We start from the raw sequence: 23,987 nt of genomic DNA on the forward strand, positions 1-23,987 counted from the left end.
AGGCTTTGGCGGCCTTCGAGAATCGGCTTTGCGAAAGGATGCGGACGGCCCGACGGTGCGCCAAGGCGATGCGCTGGCGCTGGCAAATGTCGAAAGCAAGCCGGTCGGGCGCCGGCGTCGCATGGCCCTTATTCCGCGGCGCTGCGCCTTGTCTGGCGGTCCATGTAGTCGCTCAGGCGTGCGACCATCGCGGCATCGAAACGCAGCCCAAGCTTCGATCGTCGCCAGAGAATATCGTCGGCCTCGCGGGCCCATTCCTTCTCCACCAGCCAATCGACCTCGCGCTGAGTCAATCTGGCTCCGAAATCCCGGCCCAGATCGCCTGCATTTCGGGCGTCGCCCAAAAGGGTAAAGGCGTCCGTACCGTAGGCGCGGGCCAGTCTCCGCGCCCAGCCGATGTCGAGGAAGGGGTATCGCTGCCGCAATGCCTCCACCTGGCTGTCGAACCCATCGACCGGGAAATCGCCGCCCGGCAGGGCGACGCCGGCAGTCCATCCTGGCGCGATGTCCGGCCGGTGCGCGGCGATCTTGTCGAGCGCATGTTCGGCCAGTTTGCGATAGGTGGTGATCTTGCCTCCGAATATGTTGATCAGCAGCGCGCCGTCGGTGTCGGCCTCGATCACGTAGTCCCGCGTCGCGGCCGCCGCAGTCTGCGCGCCGTCATCGTAGAGCGGCCGCACGCCCGAATAGGTCCAGACGACATCGCCGGCGCCTAATTGCCTGTCGAAGTAGCGGTTCACGAAGGCGAGAAGGTAGTCGCGCTCCTCATCGGTGCAGTGGGGACGCTCGCCCATATCGGCGTGGTCCACATCGGTCGTGCCGATCAGGGTGAAATCGGTCTCGTAGGGAATGGCGAAGACGATGCGCCCGTCGCTGCCCTGCAGGAAATAGCATTTGTCGTGATCGTAGAGCCGCTCGACGACGATATGGGAACCGCGGACGTGGCGCAGCCTGGCGGAGGCGCCTTGCCCGATCGTTGCCGTCACCGTTTCGGCGGCCCAGGGTCCGGCCGCATTGACCAGCATGTCGGCCGTTGCGCTGTGCGTCTGCCCGCTATCCTTGTCGACCATTTCGATCAGCCAGTGGTCCTTCATGCGCCGGGCGGACGTCACCTCCGTGCGCACCATGATGCGGGCTCCGCGCTCGGCGGCATCGCGGGCGTTCAGAACGACCAGGCGCGAATCCTCGACCCAGCAGTCGGAATATTCGAAGGCAAGCCGGAACCTGTCCTGCAATGGCTGGCCTTCCGGCGAATCTGCCAGATCCAGTCGCTTCGTGCCGGGCAGAATCTGACGCCTGCCGAGACTGTCGTAGAGGAAGAGGCCGAGGCGGATCAGCCAGGCCGGGCGGCGCCCCTTCATGCCCGGCAGGATGCGCGTCAGAAGCCGCGATGTCGGCGTCTCGCTGTCGAAGCGCATATCGGGGTGATAGGGCAGTACGAACCGCATCGGCCAGGCAATATGCGGCATGGCGCGCAACAGGGTCTCGCGCTCGATGAGGGCGTCGCGCACCAGGCGGAATTCGAAATACTCCAGATAGCGCAGACCGCCGTGAAACAGTTTGGTCGACGCGCTGGAGGTGGCGGATGCCAGATCGTTCCTCTCGGCCAGGCACACCGACAGGCCGCGGCCCGCCGCGTCGCGTGCGATGCCGCAGCCATTGACGCCACCGCCAATAATGAAGAGATCGAAGTCGGACGACCGCATGAACAATGGCCTCGGCGCTCAGGTCAGGGCTTTCGCTGTGTCTTCATCCGTCACCAGGATGGTCGCGGCCTCGCGCCGCAGCACCGCGCCGATCGCGGCGACCTTGTGCTTGCCGCCGGCGCACAGGACGCGAACCGGTATCTGGCGGATGTCTTCGGGTCCGATGCCAAGGCACAAGGCGTTGAGCGGATGGTCGATCACCGCCCCGTCCTTTCCTATGAAGCGGCCGAGGAAATTGCCGATCGCTCCGGCTTTGGTGGCGCTGTCGTAGTCGGCTTCGCTCGCAACGCCAGCAAGGCGCAGGCTGCTCATTTCCGAGCCGCCTATGCTGAGCAGGGCAACATCGGCCTCCTTGGCCTTCTTCATGGCGGTCTGAACGACCGGCTGGCTTTCGATCGCCTTCTTGGCATCGACATTGTCGCAAAGGATCGGGCCGGGCAGATAGAAGCATTCGGCACCGATCCGGTCGGCAAGCACCGATGCCGCCTCGTATTTGTCCTGGCTGGAGCGGGTCGATAGCGACCCGATCATCGATACGACCGACAATTGCTGTACCGCGCCGGGGTCGATCGATCTGGCCAGCGCCAGCAGGGTCGAACCCCAGGATGTCGCGACAGTCTGGCCGTCGCGCAGCAGGTCGTTGACGATGCCGCTTGCATACTGGCCGATCACGATGGGGAGCGGCATGTCCTCGGTCTCGTCCGAAGGGCAAACGAAGGCGGCAGTCAGTCCGTAGCGTTCCATGAGGGCGGCTTCGAGCTCCAGCCTCTCGGCGAAGGGAACGTCGATCTCGATACGCACCATGCCGGTCTCGCGGGCCTGTGCCAGCAGGCGGTGCACCTTGAAGCGCGTGATGCTGAGCCGCTTGGCCACTTCCGCCTGGGTCAGGCCGAGAACGTAATAGAGATGGGCTGCGCGGGCCAACGTCTCCGATGCCGCATTCGGCACTGCCCGTCCCCAATGTTTGGTCATGTGTGTCGGCCCCATTCGCGTCCACCCTCCCATGGGCGGCGCTGCCAAATCGCCCATTTGCTAAGCCATTAGCACCCAGATGCACAAATGTGCAATGTATGAAAAAATATTGCACAAATGTTTCGGACGTGCAATCTAGTGCACAGAACGCTCGGAATGGGAGGGGTGGTTTGCGCGTTGGAGTGCTATCATGGGACCGGCCGTGGATCTGGCTGCTGCCGCTGACCGCGATGCTCGTCGCGTTCACGATCATGCCGCTGCTCTACAATATCTGGCTGAGCTTTCACGAGTACCACACCTTCAGCCGCGAGCTGCGCTGGGTGGGCGGCGCCAACTGGGCGCAGCTCGTCGCCGATGCGCGCATGTGGGAAGCGCTCGGCATCACGCTGTTCTATTTTGCCGTCACGCTGACGGTCCAGGTCATTCTGGGCATGGCGATCGCGCTGCTTCTGGATGACGATGAAATCGGCTTCGGTTTCCTGCGCACGCTTCTGACGCTGACGCTGGTCGTGCCGCCCGCCATCGCCGGCATGATGTTCCTGCTGATAGAAGACCCGGAATTCGGCGTTCTGACCTATGTGCTGGAACAGCTCGGCCTGCTCGACAAGACGACGCCGATACTGGCGACGGCCTCGACCGCGATCTGGGGCGTCATGCTGGTGGACATCTGGCAGTGGACGCCCTTCATGGTGCTGATCTTCCTGGCCGGCCTGCGGTCGCTGCCGCCCGAGCCCTATGAAGCGGCCATGCTGGACGGCGCATCGGCCTTCACCGTGTTCCGCCGTATCACGCTGCCGCTGATGCAGAAGGTGATCGCGGTCGCCGTGCTGATCCGCGGAATCGATATCTTCCGCATGTTCGACTACGTCTTCGTGATGACGTCGGGCGGCCCGGGCACGTCGACCTATACGCTGTCGCTCTATTCCTGGCAGCAGACCTTCAGCTTCATCAAATGGGGTTACGGCGCCACGCTGTCGCTGTTCACGCTTCTCATCATCCTGATCGTCGCCAATCTGTTCATCTGGGTCGCAAAGGTGCGCTGGTAATGATGGTCCGGTCGAAATCCTCGCGCGTCCTGCGCTCGGTCGTCGCATGGGGAACGGTGCTGCTGTTCGCCTTTCCGCTCTATTACTGGCTGACGGTGGCGTTCAAGGACGGCAAGGAGATCTTCAACTACCCGCCGCAGGTATGGTCGTTCTCGCCGACCGTGCGCAATTTCGAGGAAATCTTCGGCATCTCGCTCGGCTTCGGCTTCGGCGAGCAGCGCGAGGTGCTGCCGGGCGGCGGCAACTGGCGCATGGCGCCGCGGCTGTGGGACTCCATCGTCATCGCGGTCCTGTCGACCGGTATCGCCGTGTCGATCGCCACGCTTGCCTCCTACGCGCTGAGCCGAATGGAGTTCGCCGGCCGTCACCACTTCGTCTCATGGGTTCTTTCGACCCGCATGATGCCGCCGGTCGCCGTCGCGATCCCGGTCTTCTTCATCTACAAGGAACTGTCGCTGCTCGACACCTATACCGGCGTCATCCTCATTCATGCGCTGATGAACCTGCCGCTCGCGGTTCTGCTGATGAAGAGCTTCTTCGACGACATACCGCACGAAATCGACGAAAGCGGCATGATCGACGGCGCATCGCGCTTCCTGATCTTCCGACGCATCATTCTGCCGATGGTCAAGGGCGGCGCGGCGGCGACGGCCGTCCTCTGCTTCATCTTTTCATGGACGGAATTTCTCTTCGTCCTGACACTTACGCAGACGGGTTTGAAGACCGTTCCGGTCGTGTCTTCGACCTTCGTGACGTCCACCGGAACCGCCTGGGGCAATATGGCCGCGCTCGGCGCGGCGGCGATGCTTCCGGCCTTCTTGTTCATCTTGCTTGTCCAGAAACATTTGGTCCGGGGGCTCACCCTCGGCTCTGTCAAGCAATGAACTGCTGTAACAACCATACGGGAGGAGTGTTATGCGAGACAGTGACCGCAAATTCTACAGGGCCAAGATAGTCGACGACTATGTCCGTGGCCGTCTTGATCGGAGAAGCTTTCTGAAGGCCGCTTCGGCGCTCGGCCTCGGCGCCGGTCTGTTCGGCACCGGCATGGCGCGCCCCAGGCCGTCATTCGCCGCCTCGGGAACGCCGACGCTCGAGCCGTCCGCGGATGTTCTGGCCTGGGTGAAGGAGGTCTCCAAGCCGTTCGCCGGAACGACGTTGCGTCTGGCCACGGAGTCCACCCCGCCATCCAACGCCATCAACAGCCAGTTGAAGAAGTATTTCGAGGAAGCTTCCGGCATGACGGTGGAGATCGAGGTGCTGCCGCTGGAGCAGGTGCTCCAGAAGCTGACGCTCGACATCGCCTCGCAGCTCGGCACGTACGATCTCTACTATATCGATCAGTCATGGGCGGCCTCCGTCTCGCGCGACGTCTTCGACCCGCGCGAGCAGATGGCCGAAAAGCCCGATCTGGCCATGCCGGACTACAATATGGACGATTTCCTGCCGGCGCTGGTCGACGGCATTGCGAAATATGAGGATCGCTGGGTCGGCGTGCCGTACGACATCCCGATCTTCATCATGCAGTACCGCAAGGACATCTACGACAAGATGGGCTTCAAGGCGCCCGAAACGCTCGAGGAGTATTACGAGCAGGCCAAGGCCATCACCGAGGAGATGGGCCCGAACATGTTCGGCTCCACCGGCCAGATGAAGTCCGGCCACTACTCGCTGGAATGCGACTGGACGGCCTGGCTCTGGGGCCATGGCGGCTCGATCTTCACGCCGGACCGCAAGTTCTCCGGCAATGACGAAGCCGGCCTTGCCGCCATGGAGTACTGGGACCGTCTGAAGACCACCATGCCACCCGGCGTGACCGGCTGGACATGGGACGGTCAGGGCCAGTCTGTGGCGCAGGGCGTCGCGGCCACGATGATGTCATGGGGCGAGTTCTTCCCCTATTTCGACGATCCGAACGCCACCAAGGTGTCCGGCCTCATGGAAGCGGCGCGATGCCCCAAGCCGAAGGCGCTTCGGACGGTCTCCGAAACCGGTTTCGGCGAGATTCCGGGCGTCGGCCACCAGGGCGGGTCCTCGCTCGCCGTGTCGCGCAACTCAAAGGCGCCGGACGCAGCATGGATCTTCATGCAGTGGGCGACCTGCTACGACACGCAGGTGCTGATCACGGCGCTCGGCGGCGGAACGGGTCCGACACGCGAAAGCGTCTATGACGATGAGCGCATCATCGCCAATCGCCGCGTCGGCGCCGGCACGACCCGTCATCTCGACGTCGTGCGCGAAACCATCGCCAAGGATATGGGCTCGGAGCCCGATCTGCCGCAGTGGGCGGAGCTTTCGAACGACACGATCCCGGTTCGTCTCGGCAAATATTTCGCCGGCGAATACAGCTCGGCGAAGGAAGCCATGGACGATATCGCCCAGGCGACCGACAAGATCGTCTCTGCCGGCTGATAGCCCTCCCAGGGTGCGCGGCGGCCCCATTGGCCGTCGCGCATTTTCAACGATCCGTTTCGAGGCTTTGAAATGACTGACAAACCGCTTGTTGCGATAACCGGCGCCAGCTCCGGCATCGGCGAAGCGACCGCCCGCGCTTTCTCGGCTGCCGGCCATCCCGTCCTCATGATGGCGCGACGGGTGGAGAAGATGGAAGCGATGGGCCTTGCCAATTCCATATGCCGCAAGGTCGATGTGCTCGATCGCGACCAGATCAACGCGGCCGTCGCCGAGGCCGAAGCGCAGTTCGGTCCCGTCGACATGATGTTCGCCAATGCCGGCATCGCCAGGCTCGCCGATATCGGCCGCCAGCCGCCGGAGGAATGGGACGAGATGATCGACATCAACACCAAGGGTGTGATGAACACGGTCAAATCCGTCATGAACGGCATGATGGAGCGCCGGTCCGGCACGCTCGCCATGATGTCGTCGATTGCCGGCCGCAAGGTCTATCCGGATCACACCGTCTATTGCGGCACCAAGTTCTTCGTGCACGCGATCTCCGAATCGCTGCGCGAATATCTGTCGGATTACGATGTGCGCGTGCTGGTGCTGTCGCCGGGCGTGATCGAGACCGAAGTGCTGTCCGGCGTGCTCGATGAGCAGACGCTCGCCGCCTACAAGGAAAACAAGGTGAAGATGGGCGGCGGCATCGGTGCCGATATTGTCGGCGATCTCATCCTGAATGCCTATCGGCTACCGCAGAACGCGCTCGTGCAGGAAATCTGCATCACGCCCACACGTCAGAAATTCTAGGGACGATTGCGATGGCGAATGTAGAATACCGCAGCGTCGGAAAGAACTTCGGCACGGTGCGCGTCCTGAACGAGCTGTCGCTCGATATCGGCGAAGGCGAGTTCGTCGTGCTGCTCGGTTCGTCCGGCTGCGGAAAGTCGACGCTTCTGCGCATGACGGCAGGGCTGGAGACCATCTCTTCGGGCGAGATCGCCATCGATGGCAAGGTCGTCAATGGCGTGCATCCGCGCGATCGCAACATCGCGATGGTGTTCCAGAACTACGCGCTCTATCCGACGATGAAGGTGCGCGAGAACATCGCGTTCAGCCTCGAAGTGGCGGGCAAGAGCCGCGACGAGGTCAACGCCAAGGTGGAGGAAGCGGCGCGGGTCCTCAGCCTGACCGACTATCTCGACCGCAAACCCTCCGAACTGTCGGGCGGCCAGCGCCAGCGCGTGGCGATGGGGCGCGCGATGGTGCGCGACGCCAAGGTGTTCCTCTTCGACGAGCCGCTGTCGAACCTCGACGCCAAGCTGCGCGCTCACATGCGCGTCGAAATCCGCCAGTTGCACGACCGGCTGAAGGCCACGACCATCTATGTGACCCACGATCAGATCGAAGCCATGACCATGGCCGACAAGATCGTGCTGATGCAGGGCGGCGGCATCGTCCAGGTGGGGACGCCGGACGATCTCTACGACCGGCCCGCCACCCGCTATGTGGCGGAGTTCATAGGCTCCCCTCAGATCAATTGCCAGGAGGGCGAGATCGTCTCCGATGGCGCCGATGTGCATTTCAAGAACAGCGAGGTGAGCCTGCCATTGCCCGCCGGCTATGCGGCTCATGGCGGCACGAAGGTCACCTGCGGCATCCGTCCGAACGATGTGCAGCTGAGTGAGGAGGGCGCGATCGTCGGGCGGCTGAAGATCGCCGAGAAGACCGGTGCGGACAAGCAGATGCATCTGGACGTCAACGGTTCGGAGTTCGTCGCCGTGACGCCGCGCAGCACGGAGGGCGTGCCGGGCGATGACATGCGCTTCGCCGTCGATCCGGGCAAGGTGCACATCTTCGACCAATCGAGCGGCCACCGCATCACAACAACACTGTCCGGAGCCTGAACCATGAAATCGCGTTGGGACCAGTGCGAACTGGATCGTGTGACTGCCGACTATGCCAAGGCGGGGGTGAGCGCCGACCTCGCCATCCGCACCTACACCACTCGCATTCTGGGCCAGGAGCCGCTGCTCGTTCTGCACGGGGGTGGCAACACCTCGGTCAAGACGACCATGACCGACGCGCTCGGCGATGAATACGAGGTGCTCTGCGTCAAGGGTTCCGGCTGGGACATGGGTTCGATCGAGCCGGCGGGCCTGCCCGCCGTTCAGCTGCAGCCGCTGGCGGCCCTGGCGCGGAAGGAGGCCCTGTCCGACGAGGATCTGGTCGCCGCGCAGCGCCGGATGCTGCTCGACCCTTATGCGCCGAACCCGTCGATCGAGGCGGTCCTGCATGCGATCATTCCGCACAAGCATGTCGATCACACGCACGCCAATGCGATCATCTCGCTGACCAATCAGCCCGATGGCGAGGCAATTATCCGCGAGCTGTTCCCCGACACGACCATCGTGCCCTATGTCATGCCGGGCTTCGTGCTCGCCCAAGAGGTGCGGCGCATTCTTGACGAGACGCCGGATGCCAAGCATCTGATCCTGATAAACCACGGCATCTTCACCTTCAATGACGACCCGCGTCAGTCCTATGACGACATGATCGCCATGTGCGACGCCGCTGAACAGAGGCTGGCCAGGGGCAATCCGCGGCCGTTCAAGGGGGCCTCGCTGCCCGGCGGCGCGGCGCTGGCCGAGATCGCCCCGATCGTTCGCGGCGCACTGGCGCGCGAGACCGAGATCGAGGGCCGCCCCGACCGCTGGGTGCTCGACTTCCGCACGTCCGGGCAGATCCGCCATTTCGTCGATGGCGAAAACGTCGGCGACTACGCCATGCGAGGCAATGCCGCGCCCGACCATTCCATACGGATCAAGCGCTTTGGCATGGTCACGTCGCCGGCCGGCTGCGATGATTTCGCAGAAAATCTCAAGGCCGCGGTCGCCGCTTTTGCGGACGAGTACATTGCCTATTACCAGCGGCAGAACGCACGGGCCGGCGGCGGCTTCAAGCAGCTCGATCCGGTGCCGCGCATCGTCTATGTGCCGGGCCTCGGTCTTTTCGGCGTGGGCAAGACGGCCAAGGAGGCCAGCATCTGCGCCGATATCGCGGAGGCAACCGTCGACGTCATCACCAAGGCCGAAGGCATCGGCCGCTTCGTCACCCTGTCCGAGGACGATCTGTTCGACATCGAATACTGGTCGCTGGAGCAGGCGAAACTGGCCAAGGCGGTCGAAAAGCCGCTGAACCGCCAGGTCGCCATCGTCACCGGCGGTGCAAGCGGGCTGGGTCGCGAAACCGCGGCCATGCTCAGGAAAGAGGGCGCCGAGGTCGCGCTGTTCGACATCGACAGCGATGCCGTCGCCAGGGTCGCGGAAGAGATCGGCGCGATGCCGGTGGTCTGCGACGTCACCGATCCTTCCGCCGTCGATGCCGCCGTCGCCAAGGTCGTCGAGGCCTTTGGCGGCGTCGACATTCTGGTGTCCAATGCGGGCGCGGCGTTTCAGGGCCGGATGCTAGAGGTCGACGATGCATACTTCCAGAAGGCCTTTGCGCTGAACTACTGGTCGCATCACTACATGGCGCGCGCCTGCGTGACGGTCATGCGGGCGCAGGGCACCGGCGGTGCGCTGGTCTTCAACGTCACCAAGCAGGTGCTCAATCCGGGTCCCGATTTCGGGCCGTACGGCACATCGAAATCGGCATTGATGGCCCTGGTGCGTCAATATGCGATCGAACATGGCGCCGACGGCATCACCGCCAATGCGGTCAATGCCGACCGTATCCGCACCGGTCTTCTGACCGACGCTTTCGTGGCCGAACGGGCCAGGGCGCGTGGCGTATCGAGCGACGAGTATATGCGCGGAAATCTCATCCGCCGCGAGGTAACCGGCACCGACGTCGCCGAGGCCTTCCTTCATCTGGCCAAGGCGCGGAAGACATCGGGCGCGATCCTCACCGTCGATGGCGGCAATGTCGCGGCGATGGTCCGTTGAAGCCGGCGGACCCGAACGCCGTGCCGGCCATGTCCGGCAATAGCCGCCGGGCGGCAGGCGTCCTTGCCGGGGCAGGGCGTAGCCATGGCCGGACCGGGCCACTTCTCCGATGAGCGGCCGCCTTCATCTCGGTGTCGACATCGGAACGTCCGGGGTTCGGGCCATCGTCATCGACGATGCGCGCGATGTCCAAGGCGAAGCGGCCATGCGCTTCGGCGCCGATCCGAAATCGCCATCGACATGGCTCTCCGCCCTCACGGACGTGCTGCTGACGCTTTCCGCGGAGGTGGACCTTTCGCAGACCGTGTCCGTCGCCGTCGACGGCACATCCGGCACGATGCTGGCGGTCGGCGCCGACGGAGCGCCCGTTGCCGGTCCGTTGATGTATGACGAGGCGATCGGCGATGCCGAAACGCTGGCCGCGCTCGAGGCCCGCCAGTGCGGCCATTTGGCGGGCATGGCTACGGGACGGGCTTTCCACCTGGCACGTCGCGCGCCGCACGCCCTCATCGTCCATCAGGCCGACTGGCTGTCCGGCCAGTTCAGCGGCCAGTTCGGCATCAGCGACGACAACAACGCTCTGAAGACAGGCTTCGACCCGCAGTCCCGGCGCTGGTCCGGAGAGGTCGAAGCGCTCGGCCTTTCCGCGATGCTCCCGCAGACCGTGCTGGAGCCGGGCACGCCCATCGGCCCCGCTATAGGCCCGCTTTCGAAAACATTCGGCCTGTCGGCCGATGCGACGGTGATCGCCGGGACGACCGATGGCTGCGCGGCTTTTCTGGCAAGCGGGGCCGGGCGGGAGGGCGATGGCGTGACCTCGCTCGGCTCGACGCTGACCCTGAAGCTGCTCTCGGCCAGGCGGATCGAAGACCGCGCATCGGGGATCTATTCGCATCGTCTGTTGGGGCTGTGGCTGGCGGGCGGTGCATCGAATTCCGGTGGCCGCGTGCTTGCGCAGCATTTTTCGACCGACGAGATGGAGGCGCTGTCGCAAGGGCAGTCAGCCGCGCCGCCGACCGATCTGGACTACTATCCGCTGGTTGCTCCGGGCGAACGGTTTCCGGTCAACGATCCGCAATTGCAGCCCCGCCTGGAGCCGCGTCCCGACGACGATGCCCTGTTTCTGAAAGCGATGCTGGAAGGCCTGGCGCAGATCGAGGCAAGCGGCTATCGACGCCTGGCGGAGCTCGGCGCACCGCCCGTGAGCCGCATCTTCACGGTCGGCGGCGGTGCGGCCAATCCGTTGTGGACCGATATCAGGGCCATGGCGCTCGGGGTCGATCTGGAACAGCCGATTTCGGCGGAAGCCGCATTCGGCGCGGCGCTTCTTGCCAGAATGGGCGTGTCATGATCCGCTTCGCCAATCTGCTGACGCGCTATGACGGCTTCATTTTCGACCAGTATGGCGTCCTGCACGATGGGCAGAAGCAGTATCCCGGCGCCGTCGAGGCGCTCGGTGCCTGCGCGGCGGCAGGCAAGCCGGTCGTCCTCGTGACCAATTCCGGCCGAACCGCCGATGCCAATGCCGAGCGGCTCCATCGCCTCGGCTACGACCCGTCGCTCTTTGCCGCGATCGTGACCTCCGGTGACCTGGCGGTAGACAAAATTGAGGCGCTGGCGCCCCGCGCCGTCTTCACCATAGCGCGCGGGAGCGAGCCGGTCCGCGGCGTCGCGCATCCGACGAGCGATGCCGCGAAAGCCGATCTTCTGCTGATCGCCGGCAGCGAGGCAGATCGTGTTTCGGAAGCGGATTATCGGGCGATGCTTCAGCCGCTCGTCGCGCGCGATGTGGCCGCGCTCTGCTCGAACCCCGATCTGCAGATGCTAACGGAAGACGGGCTGAAGCCCGGCGCCGGACAGATCGCCGCCTGGTATGAAGAGATGGGCGGCCGCGTCACCTATGTCGGCAAGCCGTGGCCGCAGATTTACGAGGCGGCGGAACGGGCTCTCGGACTGCGCTCCGGCCGGCGCATCTGTTGCGTTGGCGACAGCATGCATCACGACATAGCGGGTGCCGGGCGCGCGGGTCTGTCGTCGGCTCTCGTTCTGACCGGCATCAGCGCCGCGCTCCACCCCGACGATATCGGGCGCATGGCGCGCGACGATGGCCTGAGGCCGACGCACGTCCTGCGGTCGCTGGCGTGACCGCTTCTGCTATCGCGAGCGGCTGTGCTCCACCACGATCCGGTTGAGCGCGCCCTGCCGCTCCAGCAGCGCGTCCCATTGCGCGCGCGTCGAAGACGAAGGTTCCTGCGCATCGCGCGTCGACGTCATCGCCGCCGCCGCGCTGTCGAAATCGGAATACCATCCGAGGCCGACGGCCGCCGTGATCGCGGCCCCGAGTGAGGACGCCTCAATCGTGCTGGAGATCTGCACCGGAACGCCGGAAGCGTCGGCGATCATCTTGAGCCAGAAATCGGAAACGGCGCCGCCGCCGACGGCGACCACCGAGTCGACTTCCACGCCCTCGGCCTTCATGTCGCGGATCGAGCGGGCGATTTCGCCGGTCAGGGCTTCCAGCACGGCGCGATAGAGATGGCCGGGCTCATGCTGCGGCGTCATGCCGAAAAAGGCCGCGCGCGCATCCATCGACCAATGCGGGTTCATGCAGCCGGAAAGATAGGGACTGACCAACAGGCCCTCGGAACCGATCGGCAGACGGGCCGCCGCTTCGGTCAGTTCCGCGAAGGTCTCGGCATCGGGTGTGCCGCGGGCGACATTGCGCACGAACCAGTCCACGAAGAACGTACCGGCCCGCAGCACGCCTTCCAGGAAATAGCCATCGCCCGTTGGCGATGACATGGTGCGCCAGGATTTCGAGACACGCGGCTCCCTGGACCAGGCGCCAACGATGATCGCCGTGCCCAGATTGAGATAGGCGGTGCCTTGCCGGACGGCATTGCCGCCAAGACCGGCGCACTGGCCGTCGCCGCCGCCGGCGATGATCGTCAGACCCTGCGGCAGACCCGCCGCATCGGCTGCATCGGCCGTGACCGTGCCGGTCTTGCAGCCCGGAGCGACCACGCTGGCAAACCGCGTCTCATCGAGGCCGAGGGCATCGAGCACATCGGGCGACCAGCGCTTTCGTGCCAGATCGAAAACACCGGACGGGTCCGCGCTGGTCCAGCTGGCGGTCGCCTTACCGGTCAGTCGGGATGTCAGATAGGCGTTGACATCGAGAATTTTTGCCGCCTTCGCCAGCATGTCCGGTTCGTGGCGGCGCAGCCATTCCATCCTGTAGACCGGGGGCGTCACGTCTACCGGCTTGCCGGTGATGGCGTGAAGCTTTTCGGCGCCGACCCGGTCGGCGAATTCATCGATGAGATAGGTGGCCCGCTCGTCGAGCCAGACCATGCCGGGGCGCACCGGCTTTCCATCCGCATCGAGAAAGCCGATGGTCTCCCGCTGGTTCGAAAGCGAAAGCGCGGCGGCCCTCGTCAGATCGACGGACTGCCCCAATTGCCGGACCGCTTCGCAGAAGGACGCCCACCAGTTTTCCGGGTCCTGCTCGAACCAGCCGTCCTGTGGGCGCGACATCTCCACCGGAGCACGCCCTTCGCCAAGCGCCTCGCCCGTTCGCGACCAGGCGATGGCCTTGGTCATCTGGGTCGAACTGTCGACACCGATTACGAATTCGTCATCCATCTCCTTCCTCCCCGACAAGCATTTTCGCCAATGCGGTATCCAGGACAAGGTGCGTGATCATACCCGCCGACAACGCAGCGCGCAGCGCATGGATTTTCTGTGTGCCGCTGCAGACGGCCAGCCGAACCGGAATCGTGGCGGCTGTCGCGAAGTCGATGGCGATGGTGCGCTGGAGCAGCGGCCCTTCGGTCTCGCTCCCGTCCGGTTCGAAGAAGCGGCCGAAGGCGATGCCCACCGCTCCGGCCTTCAGATAATGGTCCCGCGTTCTGTCATCGAGGTAATCGGGCTGATCGAACACGGTATCGGGCGACAGGTTGCCGATGCCGAAAACCAGAAGGTCGGAGCGTGCGACCATATCGAAATGGCGCCGGAGCGGCGGCTCGGCGCAGAGCGCGGTACAGAGCGCCTCCGTCGTCAGATAGGTCGGCGCCAAAAGGTTGAGACAACGCGCATCGAGCGCCGTCGCCACCGTCGCCGCACAGATTTCGGGCGAATGGTCCGAGGGATCGATCGAGCTTCCCGAGACCTGGATGACCGCCGCATCGTCGAGCCTGAACGGTCGGAGCTGATCGGCGAGCGCGCTCAGCGTGCGCCCGGACGATACGCCGATGGTCATGCCCGGTTCGACGAGTTCCGCCAGCACATCGGCGCCGGCGCGGCCGACATGTTGGCGCTCCTGCGCCTGCGACTCCGGTGAGGGCACGATATGTGCCGCGACGAGTCCGTATCGGGTCCGAAGGGCTTCGGACAGTGCATTGTGCGCCAGAATATCGGGAGACAGCGAAATGGAGACATGGCCGGCGCTCTTGGCTTCGGCCAGATAGCCCGCCGCCGTCTGGCGGCTGACGCCCAGCGCCTCCGCCACTTCACTCTGGGTCTTGCCGAGGCCGTAATAGAGCCAGGCCGCCGTGCGGATCACATCGCCCGCGAAGTGAAGTCGCCGTTCCGCTGCCAAGTCGCTCTCCCGCGTCAAGCATGCTTGACAAATGCTATCACCAACATGCATTTGTCAAGTCGCGCCGATGACGCCACCCGACGCGACAAAGGGAATCCCCATGCCGAGCCCGACATTCAACTGGACGGAACTGATCGACGACATCTGCGCGGGCACATGGATCAGCCCGCTGACCGGCAAGCGCTACCCCGCCGCGCCCTATGACAAGATCGTTTTCGCAGAGACGCTGAAGGGCCGGGAGGCCGATCTGGTCAGTTCGCTCGGCTTCGAGGGACCGTTCGCAGTCGTGTGCGATCCCGCCACCTTCAAGGCGATGGGCGCGCGTGTCGCCAAGGCCCTGCGGGGGATCGGCGAGGTGACCGAGATCGTTCTGGACCATCCTCACGCCGACATGGCGACCGTGCGCGATCTGCAGGAGCGGCTGAAGCCGTTCCCGACGGCCGTAGCGGTCGGCTCCGGCTCGATCAACGATCTGACGAAATTCGCCACATTGCAGAACGGTCGCCGCTATTGCGTCTTTGCGACTGCCGGTTCGATGAACGGCTACACCTCGTCGACGGCGTCGATCACACTGGATTCCGGCCTGAAGGTCTCGCTACCAGCACAGGTGCCTGCCGGCTTCTTCGTCGATCTGGACGTCTGCGCCGCCGCACCAGCCTGGCTGAACGCCGCCGGCTTCGGGGATTGTCTCTGCCGGTCCGTCGCGCAGATCGACTGGTGGATGTCGCATCGCCTGCTCGGCACAATGTACCGGCACGAGCCCTATCTGATCGAGATTCCTGACGAAATTCGTCTGATGGAGCAGGCCCGCGGCATCGCGGCCGGCGACATTGAGGCCATCGGCACGCTGTTCCGGGTGCTGACCCTGTGCGGTCTGGGCATCAATTTCACCGGCGTCTCCAATCACGGTTCGATGGGCGAGCACCAGATCTCCCATTACATCGACTGTTTCGCGGGCGAGCGCCATCCCGGCTCTACCCATGGACAGCAGGTCGGCGTGACTACCCTGACCATGGCGCGTCTTCAGGAGCATTTCCTGTCGCGCGAACAGGCGCCCGAGGTCGGCCCTACGCAAATCGACGAAGCGGATATGGCGCGCCGCATGGGCCCGGAAGTCGCCGCGCAATGCGCCGAATATTACCGCAAGAAGGCCTTCGACCAGAAAGCCGCCGACGCATTCAACGAACGGATCGGCAATCTCTGGCCCGAACTGCGCGACGAATGCATCGAAATGCGCGTCGGCCCGCAAAGACTGGCCAAATATCTGGAAGCGGCAGGCGGTTCGATTACGGCCGAAGCGCTTGGCATTCCAGTAGAATTCTACCGCGAGGCGGTCAGCCACGCTCACGAGATGCGCGACCGGTTCTCCTTTGCCGATATCGCCTGCGACAGCGGTGTGCTGAAGCAGCTTGCATCCGCCGAAGGTTGAGCCATGCGACCGATTGCCGAGATGCCGAGGGACGTGGCTGCCGCGGTGAAGGTGGTGTTTTGCGACATTGACGACACGATCACGACCGATGGACGCTTGACGGGCGCAGCCTATCAGGCCCTCGAAGACCTCAGTGCGGCCGGGATCGCCGTGGCGCCGATCACCGGGCGGCCCGCGGGCTGGTGCGACATGATCGCGCGCTTCTGGCCGGTGAGGGGCGTCGTCGGCGAGAATGGTGCGTTCTATTACGCCTATGACTGGGACGCGCATCGCATGATCCGGCAGCTGCATCCGGTCGTCGAAGAACATGTCACCAATCCGCATCGTTTCGAGCGTATCAGGCAGCGCGTGGAGAACGAGGTGCCGGGGGCGGCGATCTCGGCGGATCAGGCGTTTCGCCTCGCCGATCTGGCAATCGATTTCTGCGAGGACGTACCGGCGCTTTCCGATGATGAGGTGGAGCGGATCGCGGCGATCTTCGAAGAGGAAGGCGCCATCGCCAAGATATCGTCCATCCATGTCAATGGATGGTTCGGCGAATATGACAAGCTCACTACGTCACGGCAGTTCGCAACGGATATTCTCGGTGTCAATATCGACGATGCGAATGCTCAGATCGTCTTCGTCGGCGACAGTCCGAATGACGCGCCGATGTTCGGTTTCTTCGAAAACTCCTGTGGCGTCGCCAATGTACGCGCCTTCGAAGGCCGTCTCGATGCCACGCCGTCCTGGATCGCCGACCGCGTAGGTGGCGCCGGGTTCCATCAGATTGCCTACCAAATTTTGTCATTACGCTAAGGAGAGAAGTCATGGCCACAGAAGCCAATATCCGCCGGGACATTATCGACGCCTGTCTGGAAATGAATGCCTGCGGTTTGAATCAGGGCACGTCGGGAAATATTTCCATTCGCCACGAGGATCGGATGCTGATCTCGCCCTCGGCCACGCCTTACGCGAAGATGAAGCCGGAGATGATCGCGTCGATGGATCTGAGCGGCGAGATGAAGCATGAGTGGGATGGCCCGCTCAAGCCGTCGACCGAATGGCGCATCCACTGGCAATTGCTGAAGGACCGCCCCGACATGTCGGCAATCGTCCATGCGCATCCGACCTACTGCACGGCGCTTGCGATCCTGCGCGAGCCGATCCCGGCCTGCCATTATATGATCGCGGCCTTTGGCGGCATGGATGTGCGCTGTGCCGGCTATCACACCTTCGGCTCGCCCGAACTGGCGAAAATGACGGTCGATGCGATGGATCAGCGCACGGCCTGCCTGCTTGCCAATCACGGCATGGTCGCCGGCGGAATGGGGATCGAGCAGGCGATATGGCGCGCCGTGGAACTGGAGACCATCGCCCGGCAATATTATCTGGCGCGGCGAATGGGTGAACCCGTGCTACTGTCGAAAGAGGAAATCGACGACACGTTCCGGATGTTCGCGGGATACGGGGTGCAGGACTCCTAAACGCCGATCGCAGAACCCGCCCATGCGGCAATCGACCAGCACGCTGAGCTGCCATCGATTGTCGCATGAGACGGCAATGGACTTGCCCGGATTTAACGGAGAGCGTCTAGCTCACTTCCTTGGCCTTTCGCTCGAAGGCGATGGGGCTTGGAAAGCCGAGCGATGAATGTCGCCTGACGGGATTATAGAACCCGTCGATGTATCTGGCGATGCCGTTTTCGGCTTGCTGGCGGGTTTGCCATGCGATCGGCCAGATCAGCTCCGGCGCAGGGCCGCGCTTCAGCCGATCACTCGCTGCCCAGCCAACAACCCGCCGCGAGTGGAGATCGAGCACGACCGCGAGATAGAGCCAGCCCTGCGCCGTTCAGATGTAGGAGATGTCGGCGCCCCATTTCCGATCCGGCCGTTCGGCTTCGAAGTCCCGGGCGAGCAGGTTCGGGGCGACCGGCCAGGCGTGTTCGCTGTCCGTGGTCCGCTTGAACCGCCGCTTTTGACGGGCCACGAGGCCATTCTCTCGCGTCAAACGGACCGTTCGGTGATGCCCGATCCGGTGGCCGTCGTCGATGAGATCCAGGTGCATCCGCGGGCGGCCATAGGTGCCGTTCGACAGGGTGAAGGCCGTGCGAATATGGGCAAGACAGACCAGATCCTGCTTCTGACGCTGACAAGCCGGGTGAGGAACCCACTCTGGCAGACGCCCAGAACACGGCACATGCAGCTGATGGGAAAGCCGGCCTTCTGTGCCTCGATGAAAGCGAAGCTCATCGACTTGCGTCTTTCGCGAAGAGGGCTGCGGCTTTTTTTAGGATGTCGCGCTCCTGTTTCAGCACTGCGTTCTCGCGTCGCAACCGTTTTAACTCGGCATGCATGTCGACCGAAGCCTCGACCGGCTCACTGGCATCCCGCTCCCGACTGAGCCATCGCGTCAACGTCGAAAGTCCGATCCCCAGATCTTCCGCGATCTCCCTCCTCGGCCCACCGCTGGTCAGGCCCAGCCCAATTCAACGCCCTTCAAAGACGAGACGTCGTGACAGCTTTCGGGTTGTGCGGCTTACCAATCCGATAGTCGGGTCTCGAAAAACCTTGGAACCCGGAAGGAGAAGAACTCCTTCATCGCGGATTTCAGGGCAATAGTCGGTGAAATCTTTGCAGGACTCCCATCTTGTGGATCGTAGCCGATCAACTGTCTGGTCTTTTCGATGTCCCACCGCATTCCCGGATTGTCCGACATCAGGTTCAAGGCAGCAAAAGACACATCCTTGGCGTCGATCGCCGCGCGCATCCCGCTCAAAAAGTCCCGATCGCTCAACCACATCTCCTGACCCCACCGGCCCATCGCCATATGGGATCCGGGCTGGTTATCATGTGTCCATTGCGTCCAGCCGATGCGTAGACAGATAACGGAAAGGCCGTGATGCGCGGCGAAGTAAGCGCCTGTGCGTTCGCAAAACAGCTTCGACATTCCGTAGGCGTTCACGGGGCCCGGTGGCGTCGCACTGTTGAGGGCGTCATGCGTGAACCTCTTGTCGCCATGGATCCAGTTGGAACTGGCAAGAACCACGCGGCCGACGCCCTGTGCGGCTGCATGGTGATAAAGCGAAAGTGTCGCGTCCATATTGTGCTTGATCGCCGAGGGCCATGTGGCGGCCGGTTCCCGGTCGCCGGCAAGATGCACGATGACGTCGACATCCTTCAGCAAGTCGATCCAACTGGTGGTGTGTGCGGACAGGTCTGCCTTATGAATGTTCGGGTGATCGACAGGTCGGATGTCGATCCCGGAAACCTCATAGGCGGGATCGCTTTCCAGCGCGTCAAACAGTTTGCGGCCCAAATGACCGCCGGCGCCCGTGATCAGGACATGCACGACTGGAATTCCTCGTGTGTTATGATGCTTTCTGGCGCATCCGATGGGTCCTCGTCCGTCCAGATTCGAAACTCCTGCTGAAAGTTCAGGGTGTCACCTCGCATCAGCTTGACCGCCGGCGAATGCCATTCGGCCTCGCAGTAGGCATAATCGCCTGAATTGAAGACTTCGACCGGATGTCGATGCGCATATCGGTCACCCTGCTCCGCTTTGGGAACTGAGCACATCATCCACAACTCGCCTTTGTCAAAGCCGATCAGGGTTTCACCGCCCGGATTTGGCAATCCGACTTTGAATTCCTGTTTCCTGGAGCAATTCGCGACGACGCAACCTCGATAACGGGAGACCAACGGTCCGGCGCTGCCGAATACAGGATGAATGGTAGGATTTTCCATGGCGACGCCGATCCTGGCGGGCGCATCGATCATCATGACAGACCATATGCCTGTCAGGCGGGGAGAGTGTCCATGGTTGGTCACGGCATGGTCGATCGTCCATGAATTCGCTGTCTTCAAAGTAATGCGGCGCGTCACCGCCAGATGGCAGATCGGACAGACGGGGCTGGTCATTTCGACATGGTCATCGCTGCTCGACGCGACCTGATAGGCCCCACTGTCCAGCGCAGGATACGGTGCTCCATCCGTCCATGACGTGTCCGGGGCGATCCATGTCTTTTCGCCGCCCCAAAGAGGAAAGCCGAATTGAGGGGAACGGGTCGGCAAACCGGCAAGGTTCGCTTCGTCGATGGGCAGACCGTCAAGATCGGGGTTCTGAAAAAGCAGGGAACGTCCCTGGAACGTCACGTCCCATAGGCGGCCACCAATACCGGGAAGCATTGTCAGATCCAGATCATTCATCTGCAGCTGCAACACAGCCCATCTGTCCGACATGGCTTTTTCTCCCGCGGCGTCCCGGCGCATATTGGCTGCGCCGGGATTGCAGATCATCCGTGTTTGAACTGCGCGACGTTCTCGGCGGTGATCTTCATCACCCCGGTTTCCACCCGCTCGGGAAGTGGATTGATCCCAGCGGCTTTCCAATCGGGCAGGACCTTCAGCGCATCTGTGTTCTGCCAGTGCATCATATGGAAGGCCAGGAAGATCTCCAGATAGGATTTCTGCGCGACAGCACCGTAGATCGTGCCGTCTTCGATATAAGGAAGCATGTCATCGTTGCGGTCCATCGCAACGATCTTGATGTCCTTGCGACCCGCCTCGTTGACGGCAATCGCAGCTCCTTTGCCGCTGTCGCCGTCGGTGCCGCCGATGCCGACAATATCCGGATTGGCCTGAATGGCCTGAAGATAGGCTGTCGGCGCGTAGGACGGATCGGCTTTGTCGTTGACCACATCGACCACTTCGATATCCGGGTACTTCTCCGCGAAGATCTGCTTGTAGCCCTCGACCCGTTCCAAAGTGGAGGGCGCCGGGAACGTGCCGAGGATGACCTTGCCCTTGCCGCCAATGGCTTGTGCGAGCATTTCTCCACCGACACGCCCGGCGTGGACACCGTTGATTCCAAGGAAAGTGGAGCGGGGGCTGTCAGGAATATCGCCGATGCAGCAGGTGACCGGAATGCCCGCTTCGACCGCGCGTTCCACGCCGGGGGCCAATGTGGCTGGATCGCCGGGGAAGATGAGAATGCCGGCGGGGCGACGGGCAATCAGCTCGTCGAGCTGGCGGGCCTGAGCGGCGGTGTCGAAATCCAGCGGGCCGGTAAAAGTCGCCTTGATGCCCATGAGGTCCTCAAGGTCCTCCATCGCGTTGCGATAGTCTACCCAGAATGGCACCTGCGTGACGATGGAAAGGAAAACATATTCCTTGCCAGCCGCTTGCGCTCTGGCTTCCTTCGACAGAACGGGCAGTCCGAATGCGGCGGCCAGGCCTGCCGTGGTGCCCATAGTCAGCAAGTTGCGCCGGTTTACACCCATTTCAGCCATCGTGATCTCCTTTTTGGATCGCTGGTTGTTCTCGGTTCGTGTAAAGTATCGGTTCAGCCCCGTTTGCTTCGGATCAGCATGTCCAGAGCGACAGCCGAGACGAGAACGCCGCCGATGACGATCATTTGCCAATAGATCGACACCGCCTGCATGGTCATCGTGTTGTTGATCAGGGCGACGAACACGACGCCGAGAAACGCACCCAGGATCGTGCCTTCGCCGCCGCGTAACGATGCCCCGCCGATAACGGCTGCTGCGAGAACCTGCAGCTCTATGCCGTTGCCAGCCGTTGGCGTGCCGCTCATCAGCCGAGATGCCAGCAAGACGCCCGCCAGAGCGGCCAGAATGCCGGTAAGGGCGTAAAGGATGATGCGAACGCGGGTGACATTGATGCCCGACAGCACCGCTGCCTTTTCGTTGGCGCCGATGAAATAGACCTGACGGAAGAACCGGGTGTGGCGCACGGCCAGATCAAACAGAATGACCAGGATCACGGTGAGTATCACGATCACCGGAATGCCGCCGATATCGGTTTTGCCGATCCAGCCGAAGGATGCCGGCAGGCTGGATACCGAGAAACCTTCAGTCAGGACAAGAGCAATGCCGCGTGCGATCGACATGGTTCCGAGCGTTGCAATCAACGGGTTGATGCCAAGGCTCGTCACCAGCACACCATTGACCACACCAACGGTGCCGCCAAGGATCAACCCGCAGATGACCGCGAGCGGGATTGGCATGCCGGTCAGAAGCAGCATCGCCACAACGGTGGAAGACAGGGCCATGACCGACCCGACCGAAAGATCGAACCCTCCGGATGCCAGCAGTATTGCCATACCGATGACGATGATCGCTGTCGGGGCCATGCCAACGGCCACGGCGCGGAAGTTCGAAAAGCTGAAGAAATAGGGATTGACGTTCGCCATCACGATGATGATCGTGACTATCAGGACGATCAGCGTCAGTTCCCGAATATCGACGAAGGCCTGCAGGACACGGCGAAAGAATGGCCGCTTTTCAGAGATATCGGCTTGAACGGCCATGGTCACGACGCGACTCCTGTATGACAGGTTTGGGAAGCAGCTACAGGAATTGCGTTTCCAGCGGCCATTTGAAGAAGTGTGCTTTCAGTTGCCTCAGCGGCGACGATACTGCCCATCAAGCGGCCTTCGTGGACGACGAGAATGCGTGTCGAAAGCGCGACGAGTTCGGGAAAGTCGGATGACACGACGAGTATGGCCATGCCTTCGGCCGCGCAGCGCAACAGCTCTGTGTGGATCTGGAATTTGGCCCCGACATCGACGCCCTTGGTGGGCTCTTCGATAATCAAAAGGGCAGGGGCACGCTTCAGCCACTTGGCCAACATAATCTTCTGCTGGTTCCCGCCCGACAGATCTCCTATCTGCTCTGCGATACCGCGTGTCCTGACATTAAAGGCATCGATGGCGGCCATGCTTGCCGCCTTGATCGACTCGTTGCGCATGAACCCAAAGGCCGTGTGTTCCGACAGGCTGGCTGCAATCAGGTTGTTGGCGAGAGACTGTTGAAGAAACAGGCCCTCCGTCTTGCGCTCTTCAGGCACAAAGCCAATTCCCGCGCGCATCGCCTGGCGCAGGGATGCAAATTTGACCGGCTTTCCATGAAGCGACACCTCGCCGGTTGCGCCGTGCATCAAGCCGGCAATGGACCGAACGATCTCGCTGCGGCGGGCCCCCATCAGCCCGGCCATGCCGATGATTTCACCGGCTCCTACTGAAAACGAGATATCCTCGAATTGGTCGGGCAGGGAGAGGTTCTTGACGTTCAAGACCTCTTCCCCGCTCGCTTTGCCCGAACGGTTGATATCGCCGGGATGCGCTCCGCCGATCATCTCGGCAACGACCTGTTCCTGTGAGGTGTCAGACACTGGCAACGTGCTGATATGGCGGCCGTCTCGCAAAACAGTGATGCGATCCGAAATCCGGAAAATCTCGGTCATGTGGTGACTGACATAGACTATGCCAATTCCCTTTTTCGTAAGCCCACGCAGCACGTCGAACAGCGCGTCCACTTCGTCGGGGGCCAGGGCTGACGTCGGCTCGTCCAGCAGAAGCACGCGGGAGTCCAGCGATAGAGCTTTGGCAATCTCAACAATTTGACGGGAACTTATCGGAAGGCTGTCGACCGGCATCGAAACGTCGATATCCAGACCGAACTCCGCCAATAGCGTCTCGGCGCGTCGGCGCAGTTCGGGCCAGTTGACCACGCCCAATCGGGTAGGGGCGCGCCCGGCATAGATGTTTTCGGCAACCGAAAGCGCGCCTGCGAGGCTGAGTTCCTGAAAAACGCAGCCGATACCAAGGGATTGGGCGTGGGACGGGCTCTCGATCCGCTGCTCTATGCCATCACGCAGAATTTTTCCGGCGGTTGGCTGATGAAGACCATAGAGCAGGCCGAGACAGGTAGATTTGCCAGCGCCGTTTTCTCCGCAGAGCGCGTGCACCTCGCCAGGCTTCAATGCAAAGTCGATACCGGTCAGAACAGTGTTCGTCCCAAAACTCTTGCCGACCCCACTCAGCTGAATGAGCGGCTGCGCGTCGGGCGCTTCCAGACCTGATACTGACGTCATGCACAACTCCTCC

Annotated in this window: 20 protein-coding genes and 1 pseudogene; 11 read left to right on the plus strand and 10 right to left on the minus strand. The window is 62.6% G+C overall.

The genetic code is table 11. The features are described 5' to 3' along the window. Positions 1-128 precede the first annotated feature (128 nt). Entirely contained in the window at positions 129-1,706 is a 1,578-nt protein-coding gene (gene glpD / locus B7H23_RS07790) for a glycerol-3-phosphate dehydrogenase (RefSeq protein WP_094076710.1), read from the minus strand. An 18-nt stretch (positions 1,707-1,724) separates the two neighbouring features. Beyond that, positions 1,725-2,678, minus strand: a complete 954-nt coding sequence (locus B7H23_RS07795) for a sugar-binding transcriptional regulator (protein WP_158215791.1) — start codon at positions 2,676-2,678, stop codon at positions 1,725-1,727. 170 nt (positions 2,679-2,848) lie between these two features. Here B7H23_RS07795 and B7H23_RS07800 point away from each other — a divergent pair, with 170 nt between their 5' ends. The 8 genes from B7H23_RS07800 (at position 2,849) to B7H23_RS07835 (ending at position 12,216) form a co-directional block, all read left to right on the plus strand. Further along, positions 2,849-3,724, plus strand: a complete 876-nt coding sequence (locus B7H23_RS07800) for a carbohydrate ABC transporter permease (RefSeq protein WP_240535003.1) — start codon at positions 2,849-2,851, stop codon at positions 3,722-3,724. Between the two features lie 2 nt (positions 3,725-3,726). Then, the gene (locus tag B7H23_RS07805; protein WP_094076953.1) at positions 3,727-4,608 is read left to right on the plus strand and encodes a carbohydrate ABC transporter permease; all 882 of its coding nucleotides are present in this window, start codon (positions 3,727-3,729) and stop codon (positions 4,606-4,608) included. Between the two features lie 31 nt (positions 4,609-4,639). Continuing rightward, positions 4,640-6,136: an ABC transporter substrate-binding protein gene (locus B7H23_RS07810; RefSeq protein WP_094076713.1), complete on the plus strand. Its 1,497-nt coding sequence runs from the start codon at positions 4,640-4,642 to the stop codon at positions 6,134-6,136. Positions 6,137-6,208: 72 nt separating this feature from the next. After that, positions 6,209-6,934, plus strand: a complete 726-nt coding sequence (locus tag B7H23_RS07815; protein ID WP_094076714.1) for an SDR family oxidoreductase — start codon at positions 6,209-6,211, stop codon at positions 6,932-6,934. 11 nt (positions 6,935-6,945) lie between these two features. Beyond that, positions 6,946-8,031, plus strand: coding sequence for an ABC transporter ATP-binding protein (locus tag B7H23_RS07820; RefSeq protein WP_094076715.1), 1,086 nt, complete (start codon positions 6,946-6,948; stop codon positions 8,029-8,031). 3 nt (positions 8,032-8,034) lie between these two features. Then, on the plus strand, positions 8,035-10,071 hold the full coding sequence (locus B7H23_RS07825; RefSeq protein WP_094076716.1) for a bifunctional aldolase/short-chain dehydrogenase: 2,037 nt from the start codon (positions 8,035-8,037) through the stop codon (positions 10,069-10,071). A gap of 109 nt (positions 10,072-10,180) precedes the next feature. Beyond that, positions 10,181-11,422 carry an FGGY-family carbohydrate kinase gene (locus B7H23_RS07830; RefSeq protein WP_094076717.1) on the plus strand — a complete coding sequence of 414 codons (1,242 nt, stop codon included), beginning with the start codon at positions 10,181-10,183 and terminating at the stop codon, positions 11,420-11,422. Next, positions 11,419-12,216 (plus strand): TIGR01459 family HAD-type hydrolase, encoded by a 798-nt coding sequence (locus B7H23_RS07835; protein WP_094076718.1) that lies wholly within the window; start codon positions 11,419-11,421, stop codon positions 12,214-12,216. Before B7H23_RS07830 ends, B7H23_RS07835 begins: the two co-directional genes overlap by 4 nt. A gap of 9 nt (positions 12,217-12,225) precedes the next feature. Here B7H23_RS07835 and B7H23_RS07840 read toward each other — a convergent pair whose 3' ends face one another. Then, entirely contained in the window at positions 12,226-13,716 is a 1,491-nt protein-coding gene (locus B7H23_RS07840) for a xylulokinase (RefSeq protein ID WP_094076719.1), read from the minus strand. Next, positions 13,709-14,671, minus strand: coding sequence for a sugar-binding transcriptional regulator (locus B7H23_RS07845; protein ID WP_158215792.1), 963 nt, complete (start codon positions 14,669-14,671; stop codon positions 13,709-13,711). Before B7H23_RS07845 ends, B7H23_RS07840 begins: the two co-directional genes overlap by 8 nt. Positions 14,672-14,771: 100 nt before the next feature. Here B7H23_RS07845 and B7H23_RS07850 point away from each other — a divergent pair, with 100 nt between their 5' ends. The 3 genes from B7H23_RS07850 to B7H23_RS07860 are packed head-to-tail and all read left to right on the plus strand — an operon-like array spanning position 14,772 to position 17,566. Continuing rightward, positions 14,772-16,100 (plus strand): iron-containing alcohol dehydrogenase, encoded by a 1,329-nt coding sequence (locus tag B7H23_RS07850; RefSeq protein WP_094076721.1) that lies wholly within the window; start codon positions 14,772-14,774, stop codon positions 16,098-16,100. A gap of 3 nt (positions 16,101-16,103) precedes the next feature. Then, the gene (locus B7H23_RS07855; RefSeq protein ID WP_094076722.1) at positions 16,104-16,898 is read left to right on the plus strand and encodes an HAD family hydrolase; all 795 of its coding nucleotides are present in this window, start codon (positions 16,104-16,106) and stop codon (positions 16,896-16,898) included. Between the two features lie 11 nt (positions 16,899-16,909). Beyond that, entirely contained in the window at positions 16,910-17,566 is a 657-nt protein-coding gene (locus B7H23_RS07860; protein WP_094076723.1) for a class II aldolase/adducin family protein, read from the plus strand. 106 nt (positions 17,567-17,672) lie between these two features. On the opposite strand, the pseudogene B7H23_RS07865 reads toward B7H23_RS07860, so the two are convergent. The 6 genes and pseudogenes from B7H23_RS07865 to B7H23_RS07890 all read right to left on the minus strand — a co-directional run bounded on the left by B7H23_RS07865 (position 17,673) and on the right by B7H23_RS07890 (position 23,974). Further along, positions 17,673-18,567, minus strand: a pseudogene (locus B7H23_RS07865) (IS3 family transposase). Between the two features lie 50 nt (positions 18,568-18,617). Continuing rightward, positions 18,618-19,430, minus strand: a complete 813-nt coding sequence (locus B7H23_RS07870) for an NAD-dependent epimerase/dehydratase family protein (protein ID WP_094076724.1) — start codon at positions 19,428-19,430, stop codon at positions 18,618-18,620. Then, the gene (locus B7H23_RS07875; protein ID WP_240535005.1) at positions 19,418-20,377 is read right to left on the minus strand and encodes an aldose epimerase family protein; all 960 of its coding nucleotides are present in this window, start codon (positions 20,375-20,377) and stop codon (positions 19,418-19,420) included. Before B7H23_RS07875 ends, B7H23_RS07870 begins: the two co-directional genes overlap by 13 nt. Further along, positions 20,374-21,369: a substrate-binding domain-containing protein gene (locus B7H23_RS07880; protein WP_094076725.1), complete on the minus strand. Its 996-nt coding sequence runs from the start codon at positions 21,367-21,369 to the stop codon at positions 20,374-20,376. The genes B7H23_RS07875 and B7H23_RS07880 overlap by 4 nt, the downstream gene beginning before the upstream one ends. Positions 21,370-21,422: 53 nt before the next feature. Next, positions 21,423-22,409: an ABC transporter permease gene (locus B7H23_RS07885; protein WP_206608881.1), complete on the minus strand. Its 987-nt coding sequence runs from the start codon at positions 22,407-22,409 to the stop codon at positions 21,423-21,425. 2 nt (positions 22,410-22,411) lie between these two features. Further along, entirely contained in the window at positions 22,412-23,974 is a 1,563-nt protein-coding gene (locus B7H23_RS07890) for a sugar ABC transporter ATP-binding protein (protein WP_094076727.1), read from the minus strand. Between the last annotated feature and the right edge of the window lie 13 nt (positions 23,975-23,987).

This window comes from Notoacmeibacter marinus, from assembly GCF_002238045.1.
Classification (GTDB): domain Bacteria; phylum Pseudomonadota; class Alphaproteobacteria; order Rhizobiales; family Rhizobiaceae; genus Notoacmeibacter; species Notoacmeibacter marinus.